This is a genomic window from Streptomyces azureus, assembly GCF_001270025.1.
Lineage (GTDB): Bacteria > Actinomycetota > Actinomycetes > Streptomycetales > Streptomycetaceae > Streptomyces > Streptomyces azureus.
Genome location: NZ_DF968261.1, coordinates 45,477 through 70,058, shown reverse-complemented (window position 1 = coordinate 70,058; position 24,582 = coordinate 45,477). Strand labels below are relative to the sequence as shown.

Sequence of the window (24,582 nt, the reverse complement as noted above, 5' to 3'; positions counted from 1 at the left end):
GGTAGAGGGCCTCCCGTACGGTGGAGCGGCTGTTGATGGACCAGCGCAGCAGCTCGCCCAGTTGCAGTTCGTGGGCGACGGCCCGGGCGAGCGACGACTTGCCGGTGCCGGCCGGGCCCGTGACCAGCAGCGGGCGGCGCAGGTGTAGGGCGGCGTTGACGACGTCGGCGTGGTCCGACTCGATCAGGTAGGGCAGCGCGGCGCGAGCGGGCCGGGCTCGGGTGAAGCGCCGCCATGGCGGGGCCGGAGGGAAGGCGACAGTCCGCGGCACGCCGTCGCCCCGGAACAGTCGCCAGCTGGGCTCGTCGGCGGAGGTCATGCGCTCTCCTGTGGTTCGGTCAGCTGCAGGCGGGGCACAGCACAGTTGGCATCCGCCCAGGCCAGGACGGGGCGGCCGGGAAACTCGGAGGGGTGGGCCCGGGCGTTGGCGCGGTAGACGCGGACACCGTCGGGCAACTCGGGGATGGCGAGCTGCGCCATGTGCTTGACGACGTGGGAGTCCGTGTCGGGCCCACGGTCCCACACCACCACTGGTATGCCCACGGCGAGGCACATCTGGACGACGGCGTCCCGCGGCCCCGGGGGCACGTCGACAGCGACACGGACCGTGTCGAGCCGCCCCAGCAACTGGTAGTAGATCTGGTGGGGGTCCGGGGAAGGGCCTGACACGACCAGTGTCTCGCCCGATTCGAGCTGCTGACATCTCCGCTGCCAGTCGGGCAGAAAACGCCCGTTGCGGTGCAGGAGTTCCGGGCAGTGCACCACCAGCGGGAACTCCACGCCAAGCACACCCGGGACGACCTGGTCCGGGTCGCGCGCCTCCCATTCGTCCACGGGAAGGTTGAGGCCGGTGCGGTCTACGAGCACCTCCACCAGCGGCCGTCCGGCGTTCTCCGCCGTGGGTGCCACGGTGTCCAGCACACGCAGCAGTTCGCGCGCCACCTCCGACGCCGAGTACGAGGCGGAGCTGTCGGTCGACACCTGTCGCGGGCCGGTGCCCTCGTCGCACCAGATCCGCAGGCGGTGGCGGCCCCGTTCGGCCCGCGTCACCTGGGCCAGGACGCGGACGTGCCGCGGGCGGTTGCCCACCGAGCGGACCCAGTCCTCGGCGTCCGAACGCCGCTCGTGGAGGGCGGAGAGGGGAATGCCGAGCCGTGCGGCCACGCCGTCCGACCACAGGCGCAGGTCCGACTGCCGCGGCTTCGGGCACAGTGCGCCGATGTACTCGACGACCCGGAGCAGCACCGGGACCCTGAGTGCATCGTTGCCGGAGTGACCGTCCCCGGACCGCTGCTCCAGTTGGTCAAGCAGGACGTCCAGTGTGTCGCCGTCGACGGGGACGGCGACGCGTTTCGTGGCCTCGCGCACCGCTTCGGGAAACCGCAGGCGCACGGCGGGCTCGAGTCTGCGCAGGAGCTGGTGCAGATGGCGGCGCTCGCGTGGGGACAGCAGCAGCGGAATGTGCGAGAACCGCCCGACGGTCAGCATCCGGTCGGTGGTCGCCGAGTCTCTGGGACGTAAAATCTCACTGATGGCGGCCAGGGCTCGTGGATGGGTGAGCAGGAAGGCCGCGAGTTCCCCGGTTGTGGGCGGAGTCACGGCACTGCCGTACCCGACGCCGCACTCGCGGGCCAGTTGACGGGCGATCTCGCCGCGGGTGTACGGAGGCAGCGCCTTCTCGATCGCGTTTACGAGCTCTCTCATGGCGAAGTAGTCCGGGCCGTCGAGGTCATCGAGGGCAGCGTCCTCGTTGTCGAGAGCACCCAGGCGGCGCAGTTCGTCCTCAACACGCTGCCAGGGGATGCCCCAACTGCGCCGGATCAGGTGCTGTGGACTGTGAGGGAGCGCGGTGTCGCTGCCGGGGGCGCACGGCGGCATGAAGTGCGCGGCGACCAGGCCGACGACGGCTCCGTCCTGCTCACACCACAGCGGGCCTCCGCTGTAGCCGGGGCCGATTGCCATACCAGTGGCCATGCCGTCGAGATAGGCGACGGGGCCGTCGAGCGCTGTGACCGTCAGGTCGGCGAAGGTGGCGGTGTGTCCGCTGCCGTGCCAGGCGCGCACCTTCTGGCCCACAGACATGGCGATACGGGCTTCGGGCGCGGGGACGCTGCCGGGCGGCGCGTCGACGCGCAGCACCGCGAGATCGCCGAGCCACTCCGTGTCACCGTCCCGTACGACCTCGCCGTCCCGGGTGCGCGGCGCGACCCAGTGCGCGACGCGCGCCGGATACCGCTCGATGCCCTGTGGTGTGTCGAGGGTGACGAAGACCTCGTGCAACCGCGGCGTACGGGGATCGAACAGAGCCCTGCCCAGGGCATCATTGACAACGTGGGCGCAGGTCAACACGGTGTCGGAGCCGAGGACGAGCGCTGCCCCCGCCGACTTGCCGTCCGCTCGGCGCACGGAGACGACGCAGGGTCTGGACGGGTCACCGTCAACGGCACCTGCAGACCGGAACCACCCCACCGATCACTCCGCGCTGGAGGCCGCGGCGCTGCCATCGGCCCCTGCCGGTTTCCAGCTGGCGGTGACGGTGAGGTGCGCCTGCCCGTTACTGCCCACGATGCCCAGCTTGAGATCCTGCCCGACCTGGACTCCGAAGGTCACACTCAGCTCGGCAGGCGGCTGCGGCACGGACTGCACGACGTCGTGCACTTCCTGGAGCAGCGGGCCGAGCGGCCGTAGAGCCCGGCGCAGGCTGCCGGCCGCGAAGCCGGCGACGACCCCACCTCCGGTGGCCACGGGCACGGCTCTACCCATGCCATCGGGCAGCTCATCCTCACTCCCGGGGGGTGACGTGGCCGAGCCGGGTGTGAGGAGGAACCTCACAGGCGTACCGTCGTCGAACTCTGACTCAGTTTCCAAGGTGGACACGTTCATATTGTGACCGCTCCACGGATCTCGCGCTCATACATGAGCTCAACTCAGTTACCGGATCGATGCATTGGGTGAGGATGCGGGTTGTGACCGGGTGACGGAGAGGGCCACGGCCGTGACCGCGAGGCCCGCCCACGTGACCCAGCTGCTCAGCGCGGTGGGGTGCGACGGCCTGTACGGCATCGAGTCGGACCAGTGGCGGGCGACGTCGGGCGGGAACGGATCCACGGTCACGCGCACCAGCGGGAAATCGTTGTCGAGGGTCCGCCAGCCGCACACCGACACGGGACCGGCGAAGGCGAACCCCTGGGCCACGGCCCCCGCGTAGCCGACGGCCGTCGCCCACAGGCCGATCACCGTCCAGCGGGCCTCCCGGGACGGACCGCGGCTCGACGTCCACACCTTGTAGGGAATCAGCCCGGCCAGGAGCAGGCAGACCGTGAGGAACCGCGTGCCCAACGCCGGCATTCCGCCTCCATCGCCCGCGCTCGTCCGTGAACCGGCCCGTCGCGGTTCCCAACGCGGGGACGACCAAAGGGCGCTGGGCGGTTGCACGGTCGGCCCGCCGGCACAATCGCCGCCGATTTCGCGCGCCGCATCGGCGGCGATTCGGGCCGGTGACCTGATCGGATATGCGTTTCCATATCGCTGCGTGCCAATTCCGGTCTTGGACAGGGTCGTTGGCCTCTTGATCTCCTGTGCGTCATGACCCCAGAGACACATGCCATGAACGGGCCGGTCGAGCCCTCCGGCCGCCGCCTCGGCCGCCGAACCGTGCTCCGCCGCGCTGCGGTGCTCGGTGCCGCCGCCCCGCTGATCCCGGCTACGGCCGCCACCGCGACGGCCGGGGAGAGCAGGGAGGCCAGGGAGCACGGCCGGGGCCGTGGTCCGGCCGCCGGTTCCGTATCGTTCCGCTGGCTCGGCACCGCCGGCTGGCGTATCGACGTCGGCGCTCGGACCGTGCTCTTCGACCCGTACCTCACCCGCTTCGAAACCGGCCTGTACCAGGGCGCCTTCGACCCCCGGACACCGCTGCGGACCCGGCCCGACATCGTGGACGCCCACGTCGGCCGCCCCGAGCTCGTCCTGGTCAGCCACTCCCACTGGGACCACCTCGCCGACGTGCCCCACATCGCCAGGACCACCGGCGCTCGCGTCGTCGGCACCGAGACGACGTACCACCTGCTGGTCGCCCTGGGCGTCGACGCGGGACAGATCTCCGTGGTGAAGGGCGGCGAGGTGCTGGACTTCGGCGGCATCGTCGTCGAGGTCGTGCCGAGCCTGCACAGCCGCAACAAGAAGTGCGCCTACTTCGCCCCGGGCACGCTGAACGCCCCGCCGGCGACGGTTCCGAGCACCATCTCGGACCTGCCGGAGGGCGACACCCTCGCCTTCCAGGTGCGGGCCGGGGACGGCGGACCGTCGGCGTTCCTCATGGGGGCCAGCGACTTCGACGAGCGGGCGGTGCGGGGGCTGCGCCCCGACCTGGCGATGGTCGCCGTGCCCTCCAGCACCGTCACCCACCGGTACGTACCCCGGCTGCTGGGCGCACTGGACAGCCCAGGCGTCGTGGTCCCCGTCCATTGGGACAACTTCGAAGTGCCGCTGAGCGGTTCGCCGGTGCGCGACCCGGCCATGGACCTGGACGCGTTCGTCGCCCAGGTCCGCAAGGCGTCGCCCGAGGTGAGAGTCGTCGTCCCGGACTACCGGACCGTGTACGACGGCACCATGCGCCCGGGAGGACCACGATGAGTACGATCGCCCGATGGACGGGATCACCACGCGGTTGACCGCCGCGGCCACGGCATCCGCCCCTGCTCTCCTCCTGCGTCCCTGGAGGCCGGCCGATGCCGCGGACCTCGTCGACCTGCACCGCGACGAGGCCCTGCGCCGCTGGGTGAGCGCGGTCGCGCACGACCGCGCCAGTGCGGCACGGTGGGTTCGGGACCAGCAACGCGGATGGGAGGCAGGGAACCGTTTCGCGTTCGCCGTCTCGGAGGTCCACGAGCACATCCCCGAGGGGGAGTTGGTGGGGCACGCCGTCCTCAAGAACGTCGCCCACGGTGCCTCGTCGGCGGAGGTGGGCTACTGGACGGCGGCGCATGCGCGCGGCCGGGGTGTGGCTCCCCGGGCCCTGCGGGCGCTGACGGACTGGGCCTTCACCACCTTCGCCGGCGGTGGCCTGACCCGCCTGGAACTGCTGCACCAGGCGGACAACACGGCCTCGTGCCGCGTCGCGCGGAAGTGCGGCTATGAACTGTCCTCGCTCCGGCCCGCGGCGCCACCCGACTTCCCACTCCAGGGGCACGTGCACGCCCGGGCTCGTGGCCTGTGAACAGGCCGTGAGCGGCCCAGTGCCGACGCTCCGAGAGGTTGGACCCCGAGCGCTTTTTCGCCGACTTCACGGAACGGACGTGCCGCTCGGCCACGGCGACCTGCGACCCGCCGCGGAGCGGGGTTCATGTCGCCCTTCCGCGGCGACATGACGCGCCGGGTGTCCTCCTCCGGACACGGCACGCCGTCCTCGGCGGAATTGAGAACGACCTCCGGGGCCCTGCCTGGTCAGGACCGCCACGCGGGTGCCGGCGGACAAGGCGCGCAGCGCCTCCGGCCGGGCGAACTGCGCGGCGCCGCCCTCCCGCGTGGCGTACGCCCATCCGCCGGTCTCGCCCGCACGGACCAGGGGCCGGTGCGCCGCCCACGCGGACTGCGCCGCCCGCTGGGCCTGCCGGCGGTCGCGCGGCCGTAAGGTGGCGGGGATCGCGCCGAGCCGGGGCAGCATCTCGGCCGGGGGCAGACCGGCGGTGAACGCGACGTCCGGCTGGTCCGGGAGCGGTGCGGGATGCGGGCGGTTGGTGCGGACGAAAGAAGAGTCTCTGCGTCCCCTCCTGCGGGAGTGGCGGCGGGGCGCTCCCGGCGGAGTTCGTCAAGACCGGGCGCTGTAGGGCCGGCGGGTCCGACTCCGGCTCGGCGAGCGTGGCGGCGTGTGCCAGCGGGGAGACCGCGTCGGCGGGCACGGTCCGCTTCTCCTCCCACAGCAGCTTTCCGGCCACGGCCAAGGGGATGCGGTCGAGGAACGGGAGGCCGCCCTCCAGCGCTTCCGCGAGGTCGGCCAGGACATGACGCAGCGAGGGCCAGCAGGCGAAGGAGGCCATGCACTCGTCGAAGCGGCGGCCCACCTGTCCGTAGCGGGGTCCGGGACGGCAGGCGATGAACAGGCCGGCCGAGGGCCGCCGTCCGATGCCCAGGGTGAGGGGCTGCACGTCCTCACCGCGTTCGGCATCCAAGGCCGGGTCTCGGAGGAAGGTCGTGTCCGCACGATGTCCGCGACACCGCACGGCGGTCCGTAGTAACGACAACTGAACTGCGCCTTCGTCGATTTCCACCCCGTCGTGGCACCGCAGCGAGGCCATCAGGCCGGGGTGGAACGGCACGCCGGGTGTGCGCTCGGCGTCCTCGATGCCGGCCTGCGGTGCGGGTGGGCGCAGGGTGGCGTGGGTGAGGGGAGCGGGCCGGGCCGGCCAGGCGTCGACGCGGGCCCAGGACTCCCCGACGGCTGGGATGCCCATGGCAGCGGGCCCTACGCCGGGCCACTGACAGAGCCCCTGCCCTCCTTGCTGCCGCAGCGTCGCAATCCCGCCGAATTTGCGGACGTGGCGTACGGCGAGGTGAGCGACGACGCGAGCGGCGCGAGAATGGTGAGGGCCTGGGGACGTCCGCGCGGCAGCGCCGGCGAAACGATCCGCCGGACACGCACCGCAGACAGACCCGCCGCAGACAGACCCGCTCCCCGGCGGGGCACGCTCCGCAGATTTGATCGCACCGTCTTCAGACCGGCACGCACGCGCTGGAACGGAGGACTGACTCATGGCCACCCCGCTCACCGCCGCCCGGCTCGTCGCCGCGCTGAAGACCGAGGGCTGCGCCGTTCACGAAGTCGGCGGATGGCGCACCAACAACCGCAACCACAAGGGTCCGTGGGGTCCCGTGCACGGAGTGATGATCCATCACACCGTCACCGGGCCCGGCACGGACGTCGTCGAGCTGATCTACCACGGCCACAGCGCCCTGCCCGGTCCGCTCGCCACCGGATGCATCACCAAGGACGGCGTCGTGCACCTGACCGGCAACGGCCGGGCCAACCACGCCGGCGGCGGCGACGGTGACGTGCTCAACGCCGTCATCGGCGAGTCGTACGGCACGTACCCGCCCGCGACGCACGAGCACGACGGCTCGGCAGGCGCGGTCGACGGCAACGCCCGTTTCTACGGCTGGGAGTGCGAGAACAAGGGCGACGGCAAGGACCCGTGGCCGAGTGTCCAGTACATCGCCATCGTCAAGGCCACCGCCGCGATCTGCCGCGCGCACGGCTGGGGCCCCAAGAGCGCGATAGGCCACCTGGAGTGGAGCGACTGGAAGGTCGACCCGCGCGGATTCGACATGGCCGACTTCCGCCGTGACGTGGCCGACGCCCTGGCCCTCCCGGCGGGCCTGTGGGAAGGAGAGGACCCCATGCCCCAGTACGTCAACCTTGGTTCAGCCGGGGGGTATCGGCTCGCACCCGGTGCCTGGGACTCGGTCGAGTTCGCCACGGAGTGGGCCGACGAGACCGGCCACCACGCCACCGGCGGGAGCGTCTTCGCCCGTGGCCCGGCCCGTTTCAGCGGGAGCCTCAGCCTCCACATCGACGGGTTGCCGACGGGCGCGGTCGTCCAGGCGCGCATGTCGGAGTACCAGGGAGACGAGCACCGCGCGGACCACCCGATCCACGAGATCGTCGGGACCGGCGGCGGCACCTTCGCGGTCGTACCCCTGACGAAGCGGCTCCCGTCGGGCCGGAGCATGCGGATACGGCTGCTGAACCAGGCCGCCGTCCCCGTCACGGTCGCGAGCGCGGTGCTGACCGTGCTGGTGTGGAAGGAGACCTAGGGCCCTGACTTCCGTACCTCTTCCCCCCCGGACGGGCGAGCCGCGGCACCCCTTCACCGTCTCCCTCACGGAGACGATCGCCCGTCTGGACACGTATACCCGGGCATGAACCGAAGCGAGTCACCCCCGTTACGAGTTGAACCGGGGCACGGCTCTGTGATTAGGGTGCGGGCGATGTTCTGCGCACACGCCACCCCCTTATCCCGAGTACGACGAGGCACAGCCGCTTCTAGTCGCTTCGGGAGGGCCCGTGAGTGACACGGTGACGACGGCCCGCCCGGCGGCCGAAGCGGCCCGGGCGACTCGGGGAGGGGAACAGCGCGCGGCGGCCCGCCCGGTGCGGCAGCGGGACGCGTTCTTCGACAACGCCAAGTACCTGGCGATCGTGCTGGTGGCCGTGGGACACGCCTGGGAGTCGCTGCGGCCGGGCAGCAGGGCCGTCACCGCCCTGTACATGTTCGTCTACGCGTTCCACATGCCGGCGTTCATCATCGTCTCCGGCTACTTCTCGCGCACCTTCGACGGGAGCCCGGGGCGCCTCAAACGCCTGGTCACCGGTGTCGTCGTGCCGTACGTGGTGTTCGAGACGGCGTACACCCTGTTCACCCGGTGGACCAGCCAGGACCCCGACCGTCCGGTCAGCCTGCTGGACCCCCTGTATCTGACGTGGTTCCTCGCGGCGTTGTTCGTCTGGCGGCTGACGACGCCTCTCTGGCGGCATGTGCGGTGGCCGCTGCCGACGGCCCTCGTCGTCGCGATGCTGGCGACGCTCTCGCCGTCCCTCGGTCACGACCTGGACCTCCAGCGCACGCTTCAGTTCCTGCCGTACTTCGTGTTCGGCCTGCTGCTGCGGCCGGAGCACTTCCGGCTGGTGAGACGGCGCAAGGTGCGGATTCTCGCCGTGCCGGTGGCCGTCTGTGCGCTGGGCGTGGCGTACTGGGCGGTGCCGCGGATGAACTACGCGTGGTTCTTCCACGCCGACAGCGCCCCGGAACTGGCCGCCCCCTTCTGGTACGGGCCCGTGATGACGCTGGCCGCCTTCGGCTGCTCCACCGTCCTGGTCGCCTGTTTCCTCGCCTGGGTGCCCGGGCGCCGGACGTGGTTCACCGCGCTGGGCGCGGGCACGCTGTACGGCTACCTGCTGCACGGTTTCGTCGCGCAGGCCGCCAAGTACTGGGGCTGGTACGAGCCGGCCTGGGTCCACCGGCCCGTCGGTGCGCTCGTCGCCACCCTGGTCGCGGCCGTGGTCGTCACGGCGCTGTGCACGCCGTCCGTGCGGCGCGTCTTCCGCTGTGTGACGGAACCGGGGATGGCGTGGGCCTTCGACAGGGCGAACGCGGTCCCGCGGCCGGGCGATGCCCGTGGGTGACGCCTACTGCTGGGCGCCGGCTTCCTGCTGCACCGGTGCGTGCCCGTTCAGGGCCTGCGTCATCTGGTGCTGCGTCTCTTCGGCGACCGCGCGAGCCTCTTCGACGACGTCACCGCGTTCGCGTATGAGGCTTTCGTAGATCGGCAGTTCTTCGTTCCGGGTCGAATCTAGTTTCACGGGTTCGTCCTATCGCTTTACAGCCGGGTGTGGGGGGGCCCGTGTAAGTCTGCGTCATGCCGTGCCGCGGTGTTACCCACCCCCGTCGTGTCCAGAATTCCGTCACGAGCTTCGCGAATTCCCCAACTTTGCGACCGTGAGGAAAAGCCCTGGGTACGGCGAAGGGCCCCGGGAATCGCGTCCCGGGGCCCTTTACGCGGATGCCGTCAGAGCGACGTCGTGTGAACGCCCGCGCTCCCGGACGCCGCCCCGCCCTCCGGCGACAGGACCGCCTGGAGGCTGGCGCAGGCCTCGGCGGTCAGGGGCTCGACCAGGCCGGTGGAGAGGCCGCCCGCGAGGTTCGCGGAGGCACCGCCCGCCATGCCGCCGGAGATGTTCTCCAGGTCGGCGTCGGACAGCTCGGCGATGTCGACCCGAGAGGTGAGGTTCATTGGAGGTGTTTCCCTTCGCGTGAATGTCTCGCAGTGGCGGCGCGCGTGGGGGGTCGCCGGATCCAGAACCGAGATTCCGCACCGACGGCTCCGCCGTGTGCAGGATCAAAGCACTCGGCAGGAGAAAAGTTCCAACCGCCTCCCGGCGTCGCGCCGTGCCTTTCGGTGACCGCCTTCACTGTCATGACCGTGGGCACACGAAATGCGCCCACTTCTTCACGCATCCCGCCGCCCTGTCGCACGCACGTGTATTGCGTTCCGATTCCCGAAGCGGGCACTTCGGCGCCAAGCTCCCATGCGCCGTCCTGGACTTGGCGCCCGGTGTGCCGTCCCACGGCGTCCTTGCGAACGGTGTGCAGATGTCCTGGAGGTTCAGATTCCGCTTCGTTACGCCGCCGCGGCCGGCTGCATCAGACGGGCCAGCAGGTCGTCCAGGGTGACGAGACCGGTGAGCCGGCCGGCGGTGTCGCGGACCACGGCCAGGGAGGACCGGCGGCGGCGCAGCACCTCGATCGCGGCGGCGACCGTGGTGGCCTCCGTCAGCTCGGGCACCGGACGGGCCAGTTCACGGGCCGTCGTGGCCCGCCCCCGGGCCCGGGCGACCAGGGCGTCACGGGCGTGGACCGAGCCCAGGACGGTGCCGTTCTCCCGGACGAGCAGCCGGGTGCGGTCGAGGCCGGCGGCCAGCCGCAGCAGCGCCTCGACGTCCGTGCCGCCCTCGACCCAGGTGAGCTCCGCCGCCGGGATCCGCAGCGCCGCGACCGGCGTCTCCGGCTCGGTCAGCGACCGGGTCAGCAGCTCCGAGTCGGTCGCGCTGATCAGGCCCAGCCGCTCGGACTCCGCCACCAGGTGCGTCAGCTGCTCCCGGTTGTGCACCGAGGCCAGTTCGTCGCGCGGGGCCACCCGGCACAGCCGGACCAGCGCGTTGCTCACCGCGTTGAGCAGCCGGATCAGCGGCCGTACGGCCCGCACCACGGCCCGGAACGGCGGGGAGAGCAGCATCGCCGAGCGCTCGGGGTGGGCGATCGCCCATGACTTGGGGGCCATTTCACCGACCACCATGTGCAGGAACACCACCACGGCCATCGCCACGGCGAACGCCACGCCGTAGCTCACGGCACTGGGCAGGCCCAGCTTGTGCAGCAGCGGGTCGAGTTCGTGCGAGATCGCCGGCTTCGACACCGAGCCCAGGCCCAGGGTGCACACGGTGATGCCCAGCTGGGCGCCGGCCAGCATCAGCGACAGCTCGCGCATACCGGCCAGTGCCGCCCCGGCTCCGCGCCGCCCCTCGGCCGCCGCCTTCTCCATGCGGTGCCGTTTGGCGGCGACGAGCGCGAACTCGGCCGCCACGAAGAAGCCGCTGCCGGTCAACAGCAGCACGGTCACGAAGACCGCCATCGGGAAACTCACGCCATCTCCTCGGCTTCTTCGGCTTCCTCGGCGTCCACGAGCGGGCTGATCCGGACGCGGTCGGCCACGTGCCGGTCGAGTGTGCGGACGCCGATCACGGCGCGCCCGCCCCCGGGCAGCTCGACCGTGACCCGGTCGCCGACCGTCGGGAAGCGGCCGAGCCGGTCCACGACCAGGCCGGCCACGGTGTCGTAGTCGTCGTCCTCCGGCAGCCGGACACCGGTGGCCTCCGCCACCTCGTCCAGCCGGCGGCCGGCGTCCACCAGCCAGCCGTCGCCGTCCGGACGGCGAGAACGGTGACCTTGTCGGACTCGTCGGCGATGTCGCCGACCAGTTCCTCGGCGATGTCCTCGTACGTGACGATGCCCGCCACGCCGCCGTGCTCGTCGAGGACGACCGCGAACTCGTCGTCCTGCTCCCGCATCCGCGTCACCGCGTCCGGCAGCGCGAGCGTGTCCGGCAGCAGCAGCGGCCGCCGGGCCACCTCACCGGCGCTCGCGACGGCGAGGCGGGCGGCGGGCAGCGCCATCAGCTCGCGCACCCCCAGCACGCCCGCGATGTCGTCCGGATGGTCGCCGAGGACGGGGTAGTTGGAGTGGCCGTGCTCGGCGATCAGGCCGACCGCCTCGTCGGCGCCGGCGTCCTTGCGGACGAAGACGGCGTCGGCGCGCGGCACCATCACCTCGTCGAGGGTCCGCTCGGAGAACTCCAGCGCGTGGTCCAGCAGCGCGGCGGTGTCCTTGGGCAGCGCGCCCTGCTCGTGCGACTCGCCGATCAGATGGCCCAGCTCCTCCAGCGTGGCGCCGTGATGCAGCTCCTCGACCGGCTCGATGCCGGCCTTGCGCAGCAGCTTGTTCGCAGCGCTGTCGAAGACGCGTACGACAGGGCCCACGACCTTCAGATAGGCCAGTGTCGACGGGGCGAGCGCCTTCGCCAGCCGCTCCGGCACGGCGATCGCGAGGTTCTTCGGGGCCAGCTCGCCCAGCACCATCTGCACGACCGTGGCCAGGACGAAGGCCAGCGTCACGGAGACGCCGCTCACGGCCGCGTCGGGCAGGCCGAGCCCGGACAGGGCGGGCCTGAGCAGCGCGGACACCGAGGGCTCGGCGATGAAGCCGACGACCAGGCCGGTGACCGTGATGCCGAGCTGCGCGCCCGACAGCATGAACGACAGCCGCTCCAGCACCCGCAGGGCGCGGGCGGCCTTCTTGTCGCCGGCCTCGGCCTCACGCGCGAGGGTGAGCCGGTCCGCGGAGACGTAGGCGAACTCCTGGGCGACGAAGTAGCCGGTGCCCGCGGTCAGCACGAACACGGCGAGCAGGCCCAGGAGGGCGTTCGCGGCGCTCATCGGCGCATCGATTGCGAGGGGGCATCCCGCCGTGTGCCGCGATCACTGATGTCGTGGCGGAATGGTCGGGGACTGTGCCCCGGAGGGTCCGTCGGTCTGGCGGACAAGAAGTGGCTCCTCATACGTGGTGTGTCTCCAGATCAACGCTCGCCGTCGCGCCCGTGTTCCCGGATTCTACGACGGTGTAGAGAACGTCACTCGGGGCGTGGCGGCTCAGCTGCGCGGCCCGCGGACCAGCCCGGCGCCGGCGCCCGCGGCGGCCAGACCGGCACCGGCCGGCGCGAGAGCCCGGGCCCGCCGGGCCGGGGGCGCGGGGCGGGCGTCCGGGGCGACGCCGTACGCGCCGCCCGGGGCGCGGCGCCCTGACCTTGGACGTCGCCTCTCTCGACACCAAGAACGCCAAGCGCGACACCCACCTGAGGTCCGCCGACTTCTTCGACGCCGATCACCACCCCGAGATCACCTTCGTGGCCCGCGGCGCCGAGCTCCGCGACGGCGACCAGGTGCACGTCGTCGGTCAGCTCACCGTGCGCGGCGTCAGCGGGCCGCTGTCCCTCACCGCCCGCCTGAAGGACGGCAATGCCGCGGGGCTCACGCTGGAGACGGAGTTCAGCGTCGACCGGGACCAGTTCGGCATGGGCTAGAACCAGCTGGGCATGATCCGCGGCCGGACCACGGTCACCGCAGGCCTGCGCTTCGTCCGGGCCATCGGCTGACACACCCCGCAGCGGTTCAGTCCGTCCGGCGCACCGCCTGCTGCACATCCGCGCTCGACAGGGTCTGCGGCGACGCCGTGAACGCGCGCAGGCGGATCCGGGCACCCGGCCGGGGCACGGTGAACCGGCCCTTGGGCGGCCCGAGTTCATAGCGGGCGGTGGCGTGCGCGGGCAGGGTGCGCGGACCCCGGACGATCCGCCAGTACGGGTCCATGCCCTGGCCCATGGTCAGGGTGAAGTGCGGGGCGAGGGCCGTGTCGTCCGTGTTGGTGACCTGGAGGGTGAGGCGGGAGACGGTCGCCGGGGTGGGGTGGCGGGCCGCGACGACCCGCATGCGCAGCGGCGGCGTACCCGTGGCCGCCACGGCGGCGCCGCCCAGCGCGGGCATGAGCAGCAGCACCGTCAGGGCGATCCGGGCCGGGCGGCGTCGCGGCCCGGACAGCAGCCGCACACGTGGCTGCCACGCCTCGGCGAACGCCGACGCGGGAGCGGTGACGGCCGCCGCCAGCCACAGCGGCGTCATCAACAGGTAGTAGCCGTCCTGCGAGCGGGTCGCCAGGTAGAAGGCGCACCAGGGCAGGACGGTCGCGGCCGGACCCAGTCGCCGTACGAACAGCACGAACAGCACGAGCAGGCCGGCGAGCAGCAACAGGCTCGCGGAGGAGTACCAGTCGAGGCGGTCGCTGCCGTTGGTCAGGTACAGCGAGATGTCCACCACGCCCTGCCCGTGCAGCACCGCGCCCTGCGTCAGCGGCAGGGCGATCCCCGTCAGCCAGGGGCCCGGCTCGCTGACGACGAAATAGGTGTTGATCAGCAGCCACACGGTCGCCGCGGCCCCGGTGAACCGCAGCACCACCAGTGCCGCGGCCCGGCCGCCCAGCTCGCCGCGCCGCACGGCGTAGATCCCGGCGAGCAGGAACGGCGCCAGGAACCAGGGCAGTTGCTGTGCCGCGCACGCCGCCCCCAGACACGCGGCCCGTGCCAGCCCCGCAGCCCCGAGCCGCCCGCCCGCCCCGACACGCGGCCAGCGCACCACCACCGGCACCAGCAGGGCCAGGGCCACGATCGCCGGGTAGCCGAGCCGCCCGTACGACGGCAGCATCCCGAAGCCCAGGCACACCATGGTCGCCGCCGACCGCCAGGGCGCCGGCAGCATCCGCCACAGCACGACCGTGCCGACGACCAGCGCGCCCGTGCTCACCGCCGTCGCGGGGGCACCGCCGTGGCCCAGCCACAGCAGCGGCACGGACAGCAGCGGGGCCAGCGGCGGATAGCCGTAGGTGAGGTCGTAGCCCCCGGTCACCGTCGGGGTGAGGGCCACGCCGTGACCGAAGAGCCAGGGCCACGGCTGCCCGTACACCGGGTGCCCAGCGGCCACCTCCCGTGCCGCCTGGGTGGTGAGCAGCGCCTCGTCGGAGCCGTGGTGCAGCGTGATCCACGCGCACAGGGCGAGCGTCAAGCCCGTCACCAGCACGCACAGGTCCACCCGGGCCAGCGACCGCTCCCGGCGGACGACCAGGGTCAGCACCCCGCACGCCAGGATCGAGGCGTAGCACGCCGAGATCACCGCGGCCACGGCCGGCCGGTGACCGGCCGCCGTCGCCCACACGGCGCGGGTGCCGATCAGCAGGCTGATGTCGGCGAGCAGGGTCAGGACGCGGTGCCACTGGGCCGGGGGCGGCGGCCCGGCCGCCGCCGACTGCGTGCGCGGGCCGGGCACCACCAGTGTGGTTTCTGCCGAGTACACGCCGCAGGACGCTAATCGCCGCAGGTGAGCGGGGCCCGGACGGCGGTGAAGAGACGGGTGTGAGGCGAGTAAGGAGCCGCCGCGCACTCAGAAGCCGCCGCGCACTCAGGAACCGCCGTGCGCTCAGGAACCGTCTGGGAGACGCCGCCCGCTCAGTACACGTCCCGCACGTACCGCTTGTCCGCCGCCAGCTGTTTCACGTACGCGGCGGCCTCCGCCTCGCTCAGCCCGCCGTGTGCCACCGCGATGTCCCGCAGAGCCCGGTCCACGTCCTTGGCCATGCGGGAGGCGTCGCCGCAGACGTAGAAGCGGGCGCCGTCGTGCAGCCAGTGCCACAGCTCCGGCCCGTGTTCGCGCATCCGGTCCTGTACGTACACCTTGTTGCGCTGGTCGCGGGAGAAGGCGGTGTCCAGACGGGTGAGGGTGCCCTCGTCGAGCAGAGCCGTCAGCTCGTCCTCGTAGTAGAAGTCCGTCGCACGGTGCTGCTCGCCGAAGAACAGCCAGTTGGGGGCCCGGTGCCCGAGGGCCCGTCGCTCCTGGAGGAAACCGATGAACGGCGCGACGCCGGTGCCGGGGCCGACCATGACCATCGGCGTCGACGCGTCGGCCGGGGGCCGGAAGTGCGGCGAGCGCTGCACGAACACCGGCACCTCGGTGTCCGCCCCCGCGTCGGCGAGGAACGGCGAGCACACCCCGCCGCGCTGACGCCCGTGCAGGTTCTCGTACCGCACCACGGACACCGTCAGGGACACCCGCTGCGGATCGACCAGCGGGCTGGACGATATGGAGTACAGCCGCGGCTGGAGCTTGCGCAGCACCCCGGCCCACTCCTCGGCACTCGCCCGCACCGCGTACTCGGCGATCACGTCCACGGCCTGCCGCCCCCAGCACCACTGCGCCAGCCCGTCCTTGTTGTCGGGCCGCAGCAGCCTGCGCAACTCGTGCTTGTCCCGGGCGCGTTCGGCGACGAACCGCAGCAGGTCCGGGGTGATCTTCGTGATGTCGAGGTGCCGCGCCAGCGCCTCGGCGAACGGCACCTCGCCGGCACCCGCCAGCTCCACGGCCGTCCCGGCGTCCAGCCCGGTCACCGCCAGCCACTCCGCCACGAGGTCCGGCGCGTTGACCGGCCGCACGCCGAGCGCGTCCCCGGCCTCGTACGCCAGGTCCGTCCCGCTGGTGTCGAAGGTGAACCGCCGGACCTCCTTGCCCGCGCCCGGCCGGCTGAGCAGCCGGTTGCCGACGAGCCGGACGACCGTGGCGGCGGGCTTCGGACTGGGCTTCTGCTCCGGTCGCGAGGCCGGGGCGTCGGCCGGGGCGGCGGCCGGACCGCCCAGCGCCGAGAGCACGTGGTCGAGCCAGGCCCCTGCGGAGTCCCCGTAGTCCGGCTCACAGTCCGTACGCGGGGCCAGCCGCACGCCGCCCAGCTCGTCGAGCCGCGCGTCCAGCCGGCGCCCGTGCCCGCAGAAGTCGTCGTACGAGGAGTCGCCGAAGGCCAGCACGGCGTACCGCACCCCGTCCAGCCGCGGGGCCCGTTCGCCGGAGAGGGAGTCCCACAGGCCGGTGCCGTTGTCGGGCGCGTCGCCGTCCCCGAAGGTGCTGGTGATGAAGAGCAGGTCCGCCGTGCGGGCGAGCGCGGCGACGTCGGCCTCGTCCATGCCGACGAGGGTCGTGCGGTGCCCGGTCGCGGTCAGCCGCTCGGCGGTGGCGGTGGCGAACTCCTCGGCGTTCCCCGTCTGCGAGGCCCACAGCACCACGACCTCACGGCCGGACGGCTCCCGCGCGGGGGCGGCCGGTGGCGCCGAGCGCGAGTACATGCCGGCGAGGACCCCGTTGACCCACAGGGCGTGCTCGGGGGTGAAGGGCGCGTCGGGCGGAAGCACCGGAACGCCGGGGGCACCCGAGCCGAGCCCGGCGAGGAAGCCGGTGAGGTACTGGCGTTCCTGGGCGGACAGGACCGGGGGAGGGGAGGGCTGGAGGCCGAAGGGGTCGGTCCCGGCGGGGGTGACGGCCGTCGGCGTCAGAGCCCCGGCCGGTTCCTCGCGTACGGCGCTCGCCGCCTGGTGCCCGGACGCCTCTCGCAAGGGCGTCGCCACCTTCGCCAGCGACACCGCGCACACCTTGAACTCCGGCTGGAACGACAGCGGATCCACCGCGTCGCTCGTCACCGCGTTGATGCTCAGGTACTCGCCGAACAGGTCGTTCCAGTGGAAGGGCGCGAAGCAGCAGCCCGGCCGCACCCGGTCCGTCACCACCGCCGGCAGCACGGCCCGTCCGCGCCGCGAGGCGACCTCGACCAGATCGCCCTCCGCGACCCCGAGCGCGTCGGCGTCCTGCGGATGGAGCTCCACGAAGGGCCCGGCGTTCAGCTTGTTGAGCTTGGCGACCTTCCCGGTCTTGGTGAGCGTGTGCCACTGGTGCTGCACCCGCCCGGTGTTCAGCACGAACGGATAGTCGTCGTCCGGCATCTCGGCGGCCGGCAGGTGCGGCCGGGCGAAGAAGACGGCACGACCGCTCGCCGTCGGGAACCGCAGCCCGTCATCCCCCACGTACCGGACGGGATTGCGCTCGGGCCCGTCCTCCCGCGCGGCCGGCCACTGCACGGGCGTCCGGCGCAGCCGTTCGTAGGAGACACCGCGCAGGTCCCACTGCGTCTTCGGGTTGTGGAACCGCCGGATCTCCTCGAAGACCTGCTCGGCGCTGTCGTACGAGAACCCCTTCTCGTACCCCATCGCGCACGCGACCTCCGCGATGATCCGCCAGTCGGCCATCGCCTCCCCGGGCGGATCCGCGGCGGCCCCGGTCAGCGTGAGGTTGCGCTCGCTGTTGACGAAGACGCCCTCCGCCTCGGTCCACATCGCGCCGGGCAGGACGACATCGGCGTACGCGTTCGTCTCGGTGTCCGTGAACACGTCCTGCGTGACGACGAACTCGGCGGCCTCCAGCCCCTCGATGACCGTACGGCGGTTGGCGACCGAGGCGACGGGGTTGGTGCAGATGATCCAGCAGGCCTTGATCTCCCCGTCGGCCATCTTCCGGAACATCTCGACGGTGCCCTGCCCGGCCCCGTCGGCCCGCAGCGTCCCCGGCGGCAGCTCCCACACCTCCTCGACGAACGCCCGCTCCTCCTCCACGAGCACGGACCGCTGCCCCGGCAGCCCCGGGCCCATGTAGCCCATCTCGCGCCCGCCCATGGCGTTGGGCTGCCCGGTGAGCGAGAACGGCCCGGCGCCCGGACGGCAGATCGCGCCCGTCGCCAGATGCAGGTTGACCAGGGCGTTGGTGTTCCAGGTGCCGTGCGTGGACTGGTTCAGCCCCATGGTCCAGCAGCTCATCCACTGCTTGCCGGCCTCGCCGATCAGCCGGGCGGCCCGGCGGATGTCGTCCTCGGCGAGCCCGGTGATCTCCGCGACCGCCGCCGGGGTGTAGTCGGCGAGGAACCCGGGCAGGGCCTCCCAGCCCTCGGTGTGGGCCGCGACGAACTCCGGGTCGGTGTGCCCGTCCGCGTGCAGCAGGTGCAGCAGGCCGTTCAGCAGCGCGAGGTCGGTCCCCGGCCTGAGCTGGAGGAACAGATCGGCCTTGGCGGCGGTGGCGGTCCGCCGCGGATCGACGACGATCAGCTTGGCGCCCGCCTTGACCCGCTCCATCATCCGCAGGAAGAGGATCGGATGGCAGTCGGCCATGTTCGACCCGATGACGAGGAAGACGTCCGCCTGGTCGAAGTCCTCGTAGGAGCCGGGCGGCCCGTCCGCGCCCAGCGACAGCTTGTAGCCGGTGCCCGCGCTCGCCATGCACAGCCGCGAGTTCGACTCGATCGCGTTGGTCCGCACGAACCCCTTGGCCAGCTTGTTCGCCAGGTACTGCGCCTCCAGGCTCATCTGCCCGGAGACGTAGAAAGCGACCGCGTCCGGCCCGTACGCGTCGACGATCGCCCGCAGCCGCGCGGCGGTCTCGGCTATCGCGTCGGCGACGGGCGAGGGCACCGGCTCCTCGCCCCGGTCGTCCCGGACCAGCGCGCTGGTCAGCCGCCCGGGCGCGGCGAGCATGTCGGCCGTGGTGGCGCCCTTGGTGCACAGCCGGCCCGCGTTCGCCGGGTGTGCCTTGTCGCCGGAAGCCTTCAGGACCGTGCGCCGCCCGTCCGGCCCCATGCCGACGTCGAGCACAAGACCGCAGCCCACACCGCAGTACGAGCAGACGGTGCGCACCTGCTGCGTCTCCTGCTGCGGCCGTGGCGTCGTGGTCATGCCGTCGACGGTACGAATGTCCCGTTACGCAGGTGTCACATTGCTTGATCACGAGTAGTTACGCCCGTCACACAGCCGCGTTCCGGCCGTTGTGAGGCGCATCGAGGTGGCGGAGCGTGTCGCAGTTGGGCCGAACGGGTGACCGTGCGCAAGAATTGGCCGATGGAGACAGCCAGCGCGAGCCAGGACGGAGCATGCCGGTGAACAGCCACGATGTCACCGACGAACAGTGGGAGGGGCTCGCCCAGGTCGTGCCGCTGCGGGGCCGGGATGCCTGGCCGTCCTCCGTCGGCCACCGGTCCATACCCGAAGCCGAGACGGAGACGCGACGCCGCTTCGTCGTGCTGCGCGTGAACGTCTTCGCCGACGCCCGCGACGTCGCCGAGACCCTGATGGCGGGCGTGCCGGTGCTGCTCGACCTCACCGGCGCGGAGACGGAGGTCGCCAAGCGCGTCCTCGACTTCAGCACGGGCGTCGTCTTCGGCCTGGCCAGCGGAATGCACCGCGTCGACCGCAACGTGTTCCTGCTGACGCCGGCGGGGACCGAGGTGACGGGGCTGATGGAGGGGGTCGGGATTCCCGGGGTGTGACGTGACACGCCCGGCGGGCCGGGTCGCCCGTTCGTAGGAAGCCCGGGGAGACGGAACGGTTCGTCCCTTGGGCGGAGTCCTACGGTCCGGATATGACCCAGCTCCCCGCTCAGACCCCCCTCGTGCCGCCCGGCCCTCCGGCGGGCGGCACCGCGCACCCCGAGCGGCCGCGCATCACCGAGCTGCGGCTGTCCGCTTTCGCCGGCCACCGCGGCGCCGTGCTCCCGCTCGGGCCGCTCACCCTCCTCGCCGGTCCGAGCGGCTGCGGCAAGTCCAGCGCGCTGCGCGCGTACGAGGCGCTCGCCCGGCTCGGGGGAGGCGCGGGGCTCGGCGAGGCGTTCCCGGACCCCGTCGCCTGTGTCCCGGAGCGGGCCCGGCCCGACGCGCAGCGCCGTCGCGGCTTCCGGATCGGCTGCACGGCCGACGGGCCCGCCGGTCCGGTCCGGCTCGATGTCGCCGTGCAGGCCGAGCCCCGGCTGCGCGTCGTGGGTGAGCGGTTGACGGCCGGCGGACTGGTCCTGCTGGAGACCGCCCTGCGCGACCCCGGCAAGCCCGCGGTGCAGGCCGCCTGGCACACGGCCGGGCCGACGCCGGTGACCCATGGCCCGCTGCCGGACGACCGGCTCGGCACCGCCCTGCTGCCGCTGCGCGTGGCCGGCCGGACGCCCGGGCAGCACAGGGTGCTGGCCGCCGCCGAGCAGATGGTGGTCGCGCTGCGCTCCGTCTTCGCCTGCGACCCCGACCCCGGCCGGATGCGCGGCCCCGTACCGGCCGGCTCCGGGCGGCTGCTCGGCGGCTGCGGCAACCTCGCCGACGTCCTGTGGCGCACCCGCACCGAGTGCGCCCGGCGGCACACGCAGTTCGTCGCGGCGGTGCGCGCCGGCTGCGCCGGACCGGTGGCGGACGTGCCGGCCGAGCCGTCGGCCGACGGGACGGTGCGGGCGGCGCTCGACCGGGGCGACGGCATCCGGACGGAGCTCGGCCGGCTGGGCGACGGGGAGTTGAGGTACGTGGCGCTCGCACTGGTGCTGCTCACCGGACCCGGCGTGCTGGAGGTCGACCCGGCCGGTGAGGTACCCGCCGCCCTCCAGACCCTCACCGTGCTCGCCGACGGCCTCGACCGGGGACTCGATCCCTGTCAGCGGGGCGAACTGCTGCGACTCGCGGCCCGCATGTGCGAACGCGGCCACATCCGGCTGGTCGGCACGGTGAGCGACGCGTCCTGGGCCGCCGGGACGGACGGCGTCACGGTGGTACACCTGAAGCCGTGACAGAACCTCTCGACGTGGCGAAACTGCAACGCCGGCTGGCCGAGTTCGCGGCCGCGCGGAACTGGCAGCCGTACCACACCCCCAAGAACCTGGCCGCCGCGCTCAGCGTGGAGGCGTCCGAACTGGTCGAGATCTTCCAGTGGTTGACGCCCGAGGAGTCGGCCCGCGTCATGACCGACCCGGACACCGCCCACCGGGTCACGGACGAGGTCGCCGACGTGCTCGCGTATCTGCTCCAGCTGTGCGAGGTGCTCGGCATCGACCCGCTGGCGGCACTGGACGCGAAGATCGACCGGAACGAGCGGAGGTTCCCGATCTAGGAGTCGCTCAGCCCACTCCGAGGGGTCGCACAGTCCACTCCAGGAGCCGCACAGTCCACTTGTACTCTGTGTAATCAAAATGCGGTCCGAATCCGAATTGTTGTCCGCAGATTTCCGTCTTCCTCTGGCTTTTCGTCTCACACACCTTCACTCTGGGTAGTGAACAAGGGAGTTCGGGCGGACGGACGCGCGGAGCGCGTCGGACAGAACGGGGGCAGCGCATGGACGCGGTGCGGCTCATCGTGACGAGCAGGCGATCCCTGGCCGCCGGCGGCGACGTGCCGGGGATCCTGGCCGAGGTGTGGCAGGCGCAGGCCCTGGCGCAGGCGATAGGGAGTCGCCTCGCGGTCGCCGGCCCGCCCGAACTGCGCGGCGAGGCCCTGGGCTTGACGGAGCTCGCGGGCCGCGGCTGCGGTGTTCTCGATCCGCCCGAACTGGCCCCCGGTGAGCTGCGGGCGGGCCAGCTCACCGAGCTGGGCGACGCCCGCCACACGCTGATGTACCTCGGCGGCCTCCTCGGCGAGGTCGGCATCGCCCTCGTGGGCCTCGCCTGTGCCGCGGACGACGAGGGCACGTACTGGCAGTGCATGGAGGCCATCGACGCGGCGGACGAGTCCCGGGACCGCGTCCTGGAAATGCTCCGCAGACTCGCGGACCGGGAACAGGTGTTACCGGAGAGAGAGGCGGGGTAGCGGCTGTCGAAGGCCCACCCGGGCACGCTCCCCGGGAGGGGAGCTCAGCCGACCTGCTTCTCCTCGCCCGATCTCCGGTCGGCGTCCCCTGCCGCCTGAAGATCCGCGTCCAGCGCCGACAGGTCCGCGTTCAACGCCGCCATCAGCTCCTCCATCTGCTGCAACAGCCCTTTCGGCTGCCCGGTCCCGCACTGCTGCGGCACGGTCTCTTCGGACATGACGGCCTCCTCGGCCCCTGGCCCCCGGGGAGGCCGACGCGGGTGGCGCCCCGGCGCTCACGGCCGGTGCGGGAGCCGGGGGCTCCGGCTCCGCCCGAGCCAACGATCACCAACTAGGCCGGTCACTGGCCCGGTCACGCGGGACCCGCGGTATGGACGTAATTTCACCCGACCGGGGACCGGACGGGACGGGGGTCCGAGCTCGTCGTCCCGCACCCCGGCGTGCAGGATGGAAGCATGGATCTTCGCATCTTCACCGAGCCCCAGCAGGGGGCCACCTACGACACTCTGCTCACCGTGGCCAAGGCCACGGAAGAGCTCGGCTTCGACGCCTTTTTCCGTTCCGACCACTACCTCCGCATGGGCTCCGTCGACGGTCTGCCCGGCCCCACCGACGCCTGGATCACCCTGGCCGGACTCGCCCGCGAGACCAAGCGCATCCGGCTCGGCACCCTGATGACCGCCGGCACCTTCCGGCTCCCCGGCGTGCTCGCCATCCAGGTCGCGCAGGTCGACCAGATGTCCGGCGGCCGGGTCGAGCTCGGCCTCGGCGCCGGCTGGTTCGAGGAGGAGCACAAGGCCTACGGCATCCCGTTCCCCAAGGAGAAGTTCGCCCGCCTCGAGGAACAGCTGGAGATCGTCACCGGCCTGTGGTCGACGGATCTCGGCAAGACCTTCGACTTCCACGGCACGTACTACGACCTCACGGACTCTCCCGCGCTGCCCAAGCCCGCGCAGCAGAAGATCCCCGTGCTCGTCGGCGGCCACGGTGCCACCCGCACCCCGCGGCTGGCCGCGAAGTACGCCGACGAGTTCAACATTCCCTTTGCCTCGGTCGAGGACAGCGAGCGCCAGTTCGGCCGGGTCCGTGCCGCCGCCGAGGAGGCCGGCCGCAGCGGTGACGACCTGACCTACTCCAACGCCCTCGTCGTGTGCGTCGGCCGGGACGACCAGGAGGTCGCCCGCAGGGCCGCGGCGATCGGCCGCCAGCCCGACGAACTGAAGCTCAACGGCCTGGCAGGCTCCCCGGCCGAGGTCGTCGACAAGATCGGCCGCTACGCCGAGGTCGGTGCGAGCCGCGTCTACCTCCAGATCCTCGACCTGGACGACCTCGACCACCTGGAGCTGATCTCCTCGCAGGTGCAGTCCCAGCTGTCGTAAGGCCGACAAGGCCGGTACGGCGGGACGGCAGGCGGGCCGTCCGGCGGATCGGGCGTGGAGCGCGATCCGCCGGACAGCCCGCCGGTTCTGGCTTGCGGCGCCGTTCCCGGCTTGCGCCGCTGTTCCCGGCTCGCGCCATCCTCACGGCTTGCGGCCGACCGCCACATAGAGGGGCATCTCGTCGCCCCCGTCGTCGCCTCCGCGCTGTTCACCGAGCTCGGGATGCCACCGAGCGGCCAGCACCACCCCCGGCTCCACCAGCTCAAGGCCTGCGAAGAACGCCGAGAACTCGTCGCGGGTGCGCACCTGCGCCGCCGTCCCGCCCTTGCGGTACACCTCGACGACCCGCTCCCAGGTCTCCGGGTCGAAGTCGCCCGTCGCGTGGGAGAGCGTCAAGTAGCTCCCGGACGGCAGGGGTTCGAGCAGCTCGCGGACGATCCGGCCGGGCTCGTCCTCGTCGCCCACCAGGTGCAGCAGGGCCACGAGGGACAGTGCGACCGGCTGGGTGAAGTCGAGGGTCTCCCGCGCCGCCGCGATGATCCTCCCCGGTTCCCGCACGTCGCCGTGGACGTAGGCGGTCTTTCCTTCCGGCGCGCTGTGCAGCAGGGCCTGGGCGTGCCGGAGGACGATCGGATCGTTGTCCGCGTACACCACCCGGGCCTGCGGGACGATCCCCTGGACTATCTGGTGGAGGTTCGGCTCGGTCGGAATGCCGGTTCCGATGTCGAGGAACTGCCGGACGCCTCGCCCGGCCAGCAGCCGGGAGGCGCGGTGCATGAACAGGCGGTTGGTGCGCGCCATTTCCCTGGCCGCGGGAAAGAGGGAGATCACCTGCTCGGCCGCCTCCGCGTCGACCGGGTAGTTGTCCTTCCCGCCGAGGTAGTAGTCGTACATGCGTGCCGAGTGGGGTTTGCCGGTGTCGATCCGTCCCCCGCTGGTCCCGGCGTCTGTCACGTGAGGCCTCCGCATCTGCGCGTGCGTGGGCGCTCTTCCTGAATCCCCCTCGAACGCCCGGTCGATCAGGAGGCTAGCGAAAATTCCCGGGTGCTGCCGGGGCCGGCTCTGTACGGTGGGGCGTATCC

General features: G+C 72.2%; 21 protein-coding genes and 2 pseudogenes. 11 read left to right on the top strand and 12 right to left on the bottom strand.

The features are described 5' to 3' along the window. The 4 genes from AOQ53_RS15990 to AOQ53_RS15975 all read right to left on the bottom strand — a co-directional run. Window positions 1-319, bottom strand: a 319-nt coding sequence (locus AOQ53_RS15990; RefSeq protein WP_148640332.1) for an AAA family ATPase, incomplete at its 3' end; no start/stop codon positions are given. Next, complete coding sequence (locus AOQ53_RS15985) at window positions 316-2,469, bottom strand: VMAP-C domain-containing protein (RefSeq protein ID WP_059417916.1); 2,154 nt, start codon at window positions 2,467-2,469, stop codon at window positions 316-318. The genes AOQ53_RS15985 and AOQ53_RS15990, both read right to left, overlap by 4 nt. Before the next feature lie 3 nt (window positions 2,470-2,472). Continuing rightward, on the bottom strand, window positions 2,473-2,745 hold the full coding sequence (locus tag AOQ53_RS15980) for a CU044_2847 family protein (protein WP_330219350.1): 273 nt from the start codon (window positions 2,743-2,745) through the stop codon (window positions 2,473-2,475). A gap of 186 nt (window positions 2,746-2,931) precedes the next feature. Continuing rightward, entirely contained in the window at window positions 2,932-3,348 is a 417-nt protein-coding gene (locus tag AOQ53_RS15975) for a hypothetical protein (protein ID WP_059417914.1), read from the bottom strand. A gap of 258 nt (window positions 3,349-3,606) precedes the next feature. On the opposite strand from AOQ53_RS15975, the gene AOQ53_RS15970 reads away from it, so the two are divergent. From AOQ53_RS15970 to AOQ53_RS15955, 5 genes are all read left to right on the top strand, one after another. Further along, on the top strand, window positions 3,607-4,632 hold the full coding sequence (locus tag AOQ53_RS15970) for an MBL fold metallo-hydrolase (RefSeq protein WP_099054610.1): 1,026 nt from the start codon (window positions 3,607-3,609) through the stop codon (window positions 4,630-4,632). Window positions 4,633-4,645: 13 nt separating this feature from the next. Then, window positions 4,646-5,215, top strand: coding sequence for a GNAT family N-acetyltransferase (locus AOQ53_RS15965; protein ID WP_059417912.1), 570 nt, complete (start codon window positions 4,646-4,648; stop codon window positions 5,213-5,215). Between the two features lie 126 nt (window positions 5,216-5,341). Then, entirely contained in the window at window positions 5,342-5,629 is a 288-nt protein-coding gene (locus AOQ53_RS44145; protein WP_148640331.1) for a hypothetical protein, read from the top strand. Between the two features lie 1,118 nt (window positions 5,630-6,747). Next, entirely contained in the window at window positions 6,748-7,809 is a 1,062-nt protein-coding gene (locus AOQ53_RS15960; RefSeq protein WP_059417911.1) for a peptidoglycan recognition protein family protein, read from the top strand. A gap of 250 nt (window positions 7,810-8,059) precedes the next feature. After that, entirely contained in the window at window positions 8,060-9,178 is a 1,119-nt protein-coding gene (locus AOQ53_RS15955) for an acyltransferase family protein (RefSeq protein ID WP_059417909.1), read from the top strand. Between the two features lie 3 nt (window positions 9,179-9,181). On the opposite strand, the gene AOQ53_RS44630 is transcribed toward AOQ53_RS15955, so the two are convergent. The 4 genes and pseudogenes from AOQ53_RS44630 to AOQ53_RS15940 all read right to left on the bottom strand — a co-directional run bounded on the left by AOQ53_RS44630 (window position 9,182) and on the right by AOQ53_RS15940 (window position 12,544). Continuing rightward, window positions 9,182-9,355 (bottom strand): hypothetical protein, encoded by a 174-nt coding sequence (locus tag AOQ53_RS44630; RefSeq protein WP_167745718.1) that lies wholly within the window; start codon window positions 9,353-9,355, stop codon window positions 9,182-9,184. Between the two features lie 206 nt (window positions 9,356-9,561). Next, window positions 9,562-9,786 (bottom strand): hypothetical protein, encoded by a 225-nt coding sequence (locus tag AOQ53_RS15950; RefSeq protein ID WP_059417907.1) that lies wholly within the window; start codon window positions 9,784-9,786, stop codon window positions 9,562-9,564. Window positions 9,787-10,173: 387 nt separating this feature from the next. After that, window positions 10,174-11,196, bottom strand: coding sequence for a hemolysin family protein (locus AOQ53_RS15945; protein WP_059417905.1), 1,023 nt, complete (start codon window positions 11,194-11,196; stop codon window positions 10,174-10,176). Further along, a pseudogene (locus AOQ53_RS15940) lies at window positions 11,193-12,544 on the bottom strand (hemolysin family protein). Before AOQ53_RS15940 ends, AOQ53_RS15945 begins: the two are co-directional and overlap by 4 nt. 356 nt (window positions 12,545-12,900) lie before the next feature. Between AOQ53_RS15940 and AOQ53_RS15935 the strand changes: the two are divergent. Next, a pseudogene (locus AOQ53_RS15935) lies at window positions 12,901-13,260 on the top strand (YceI family protein); the annotation flags it as partial. Window positions 13,261-13,276: 16 nt separating this feature from the next. On the opposite strand, the gene AOQ53_RS15930 reads toward AOQ53_RS15935, so the two are convergent. Beyond that, entirely contained in the window at window positions 13,277-14,983 is a 1,707-nt protein-coding gene (locus tag AOQ53_RS15930; RefSeq protein WP_174523299.1) for a hypothetical protein, read from the bottom strand. Window positions 14,984-15,159: 176 nt separating this feature from the next. After that, window positions 15,160-19,248, bottom strand: a complete 4,089-nt coding sequence (locus tag AOQ53_RS15925; RefSeq protein WP_059417903.1) for a bifunctional nitrate reductase/sulfite reductase flavoprotein subunit alpha — start codon at window positions 19,246-19,248, stop codon at window positions 15,160-15,162. A 194-nt stretch (window positions 19,249-19,442) separates the two neighbouring features. Between AOQ53_RS15925 and AOQ53_RS15920 the strand changes: the two genes are divergently transcribed. The 4 genes from AOQ53_RS15920 to AOQ53_RS15905 all read left to right on the top strand — a co-directional run bounded on the left by AOQ53_RS15920 (window position 19,443) and on the right by AOQ53_RS15905 (window position 22,121). Then, a complete protein-coding gene (locus AOQ53_RS15920) occupies window positions 19,443-19,838 on the top strand; it encodes a cell division protein SepF (RefSeq protein ID WP_059417901.1) in 396 nt (131 codons plus the stop codon). A 92-nt stretch (window positions 19,839-19,930) separates the two neighbouring features. After that, complete coding sequence (locus tag AOQ53_RS15915) at window positions 19,931-21,109, top strand: AAA family ATPase (protein ID WP_059417900.1); 1,179 nt, start codon at window positions 19,931-19,933, stop codon at window positions 21,107-21,109. Beyond that, a complete protein-coding gene (locus AOQ53_RS15910; RefSeq protein ID WP_059417898.1) occupies window positions 21,106-21,429 on the top strand; it encodes a nucleotide pyrophosphohydrolase in 324 nt (107 codons plus the stop codon). The genes AOQ53_RS15915 and AOQ53_RS15910 overlap by 4 nt, the downstream gene beginning before the upstream one ends. 221 nt (window positions 21,430-21,650) lie before the next feature. Then, a complete protein-coding gene (locus AOQ53_RS15905; protein ID WP_059417896.1) occupies window positions 21,651-22,121 on the top strand; it encodes a DUF6099 family protein in 471 nt (156 codons plus the stop codon). Window positions 22,122-22,165: 44 nt separating this feature from the next. Here AOQ53_RS15905 and AOQ53_RS44625 read toward each other — a convergent pair whose 3' ends face one another. Continuing rightward, the gene (locus AOQ53_RS44625) at window positions 22,166-22,339 is read right to left on the bottom strand and encodes a hypothetical protein (RefSeq protein ID WP_167745717.1); all 174 of its coding nucleotides are present in this window, start codon (window positions 22,337-22,339) and stop codon (window positions 22,166-22,168) included. A gap of 237 nt (window positions 22,340-22,576) precedes the next feature. On the opposite strand from AOQ53_RS44625, the gene AOQ53_RS15900 reads away from it, so the two are divergent. Next, window positions 22,577-23,500 carry an LLM class F420-dependent oxidoreductase gene (locus tag AOQ53_RS15900; protein ID WP_059417895.1) on the top strand — a complete coding sequence of 308 codons (924 nt, stop codon included), beginning with the start codon at window positions 22,577-22,579 and terminating at the stop codon, window positions 23,498-23,500. Between the two features lie 141 nt (window positions 23,501-23,641). On the opposite strand, the gene AOQ53_RS15895 is transcribed toward AOQ53_RS15900, so the two are convergent. Then, window positions 23,642-24,454, bottom strand: coding sequence for an SAM-dependent methyltransferase (locus AOQ53_RS15895; protein WP_174523298.1), 813 nt, complete (start codon window positions 24,452-24,454; stop codon window positions 23,642-23,644). Window positions 24,455-24,582 lie beyond the last annotated feature (128 nt).

Coding starts and splice junctions, on each gene's coding strand:
- AOQ53_RS15975 (WP_059417914.1), bottom strand. CDS start 3,348: ATGCCGGCGTTGGGCACGCGGTTCCTCACGGTCTGCCTGCTCCTGGCC.
- AOQ53_RS15970 (WP_099054610.1), top strand. CDS start 3,607: ATGAACGGGCCGGTCGAGCCCTCCGGCCGCCGCCTCGGCCGCCGAACC.
- AOQ53_RS15965 (WP_059417912.1), top strand. CDS start 4,646: ATGGACGGGATCACCACGCGGTTGACCGCCGCGGCCACGGCATCCGCC.
- AOQ53_RS44145 (WP_148640331.1), top strand. CDS start 5,342: ATGTCGCCCTTCCGCGGCGACATGACGCGCCGGGTGTCCTCCTCCGGA.
- AOQ53_RS15960 (WP_059417911.1), top strand. CDS start 6,748: ATGGCCACCCCGCTCACCGCCGCCCGGCTCGTCGCCGCGCTGAAGACC.
- AOQ53_RS15950 (WP_059417907.1), bottom strand. CDS start 9,786: ATGAACCTCACCTCTCGGGTCGACATCGCCGAGCTGTCCGACGCCGAC.
- AOQ53_RS15925 (WP_059417903.1), bottom strand. CDS start 19,248: ATGACCACGACGCCACGGCCGCAGCAGGAGACGCAGCAGGTGCGCACC.
- AOQ53_RS15920 (WP_059417901.1), top strand. CDS start 19,443: ATGCCGGTGAACAGCCACGATGTCACCGACGAACAGTGGGAGGGGCTC.
- AOQ53_RS15915 (WP_059417900.1), top strand. CDS start 19,931: ATGACCCAGCTCCCCGCTCAGACCCCCCTCGTGCCGCCCGGCCCTCCG.
- AOQ53_RS15905 (WP_059417896.1), top strand. CDS start 21,651: ATGGACGCGGTGCGGCTCATCGTGACGAGCAGGCGATCCCTGGCCGCC.
- AOQ53_RS44625 (WP_167745717.1), bottom strand. CDS start 22,339: ATGTCCGAAGAGACCGTGCCGCAGCAGTGCGGGACCGGGCAGCCGAAA.
- AOQ53_RS15900 (WP_059417895.1), top strand. CDS start 22,577: ATGGATCTTCGCATCTTCACCGAGCCCCAGCAGGGGGCCACCTACGAC.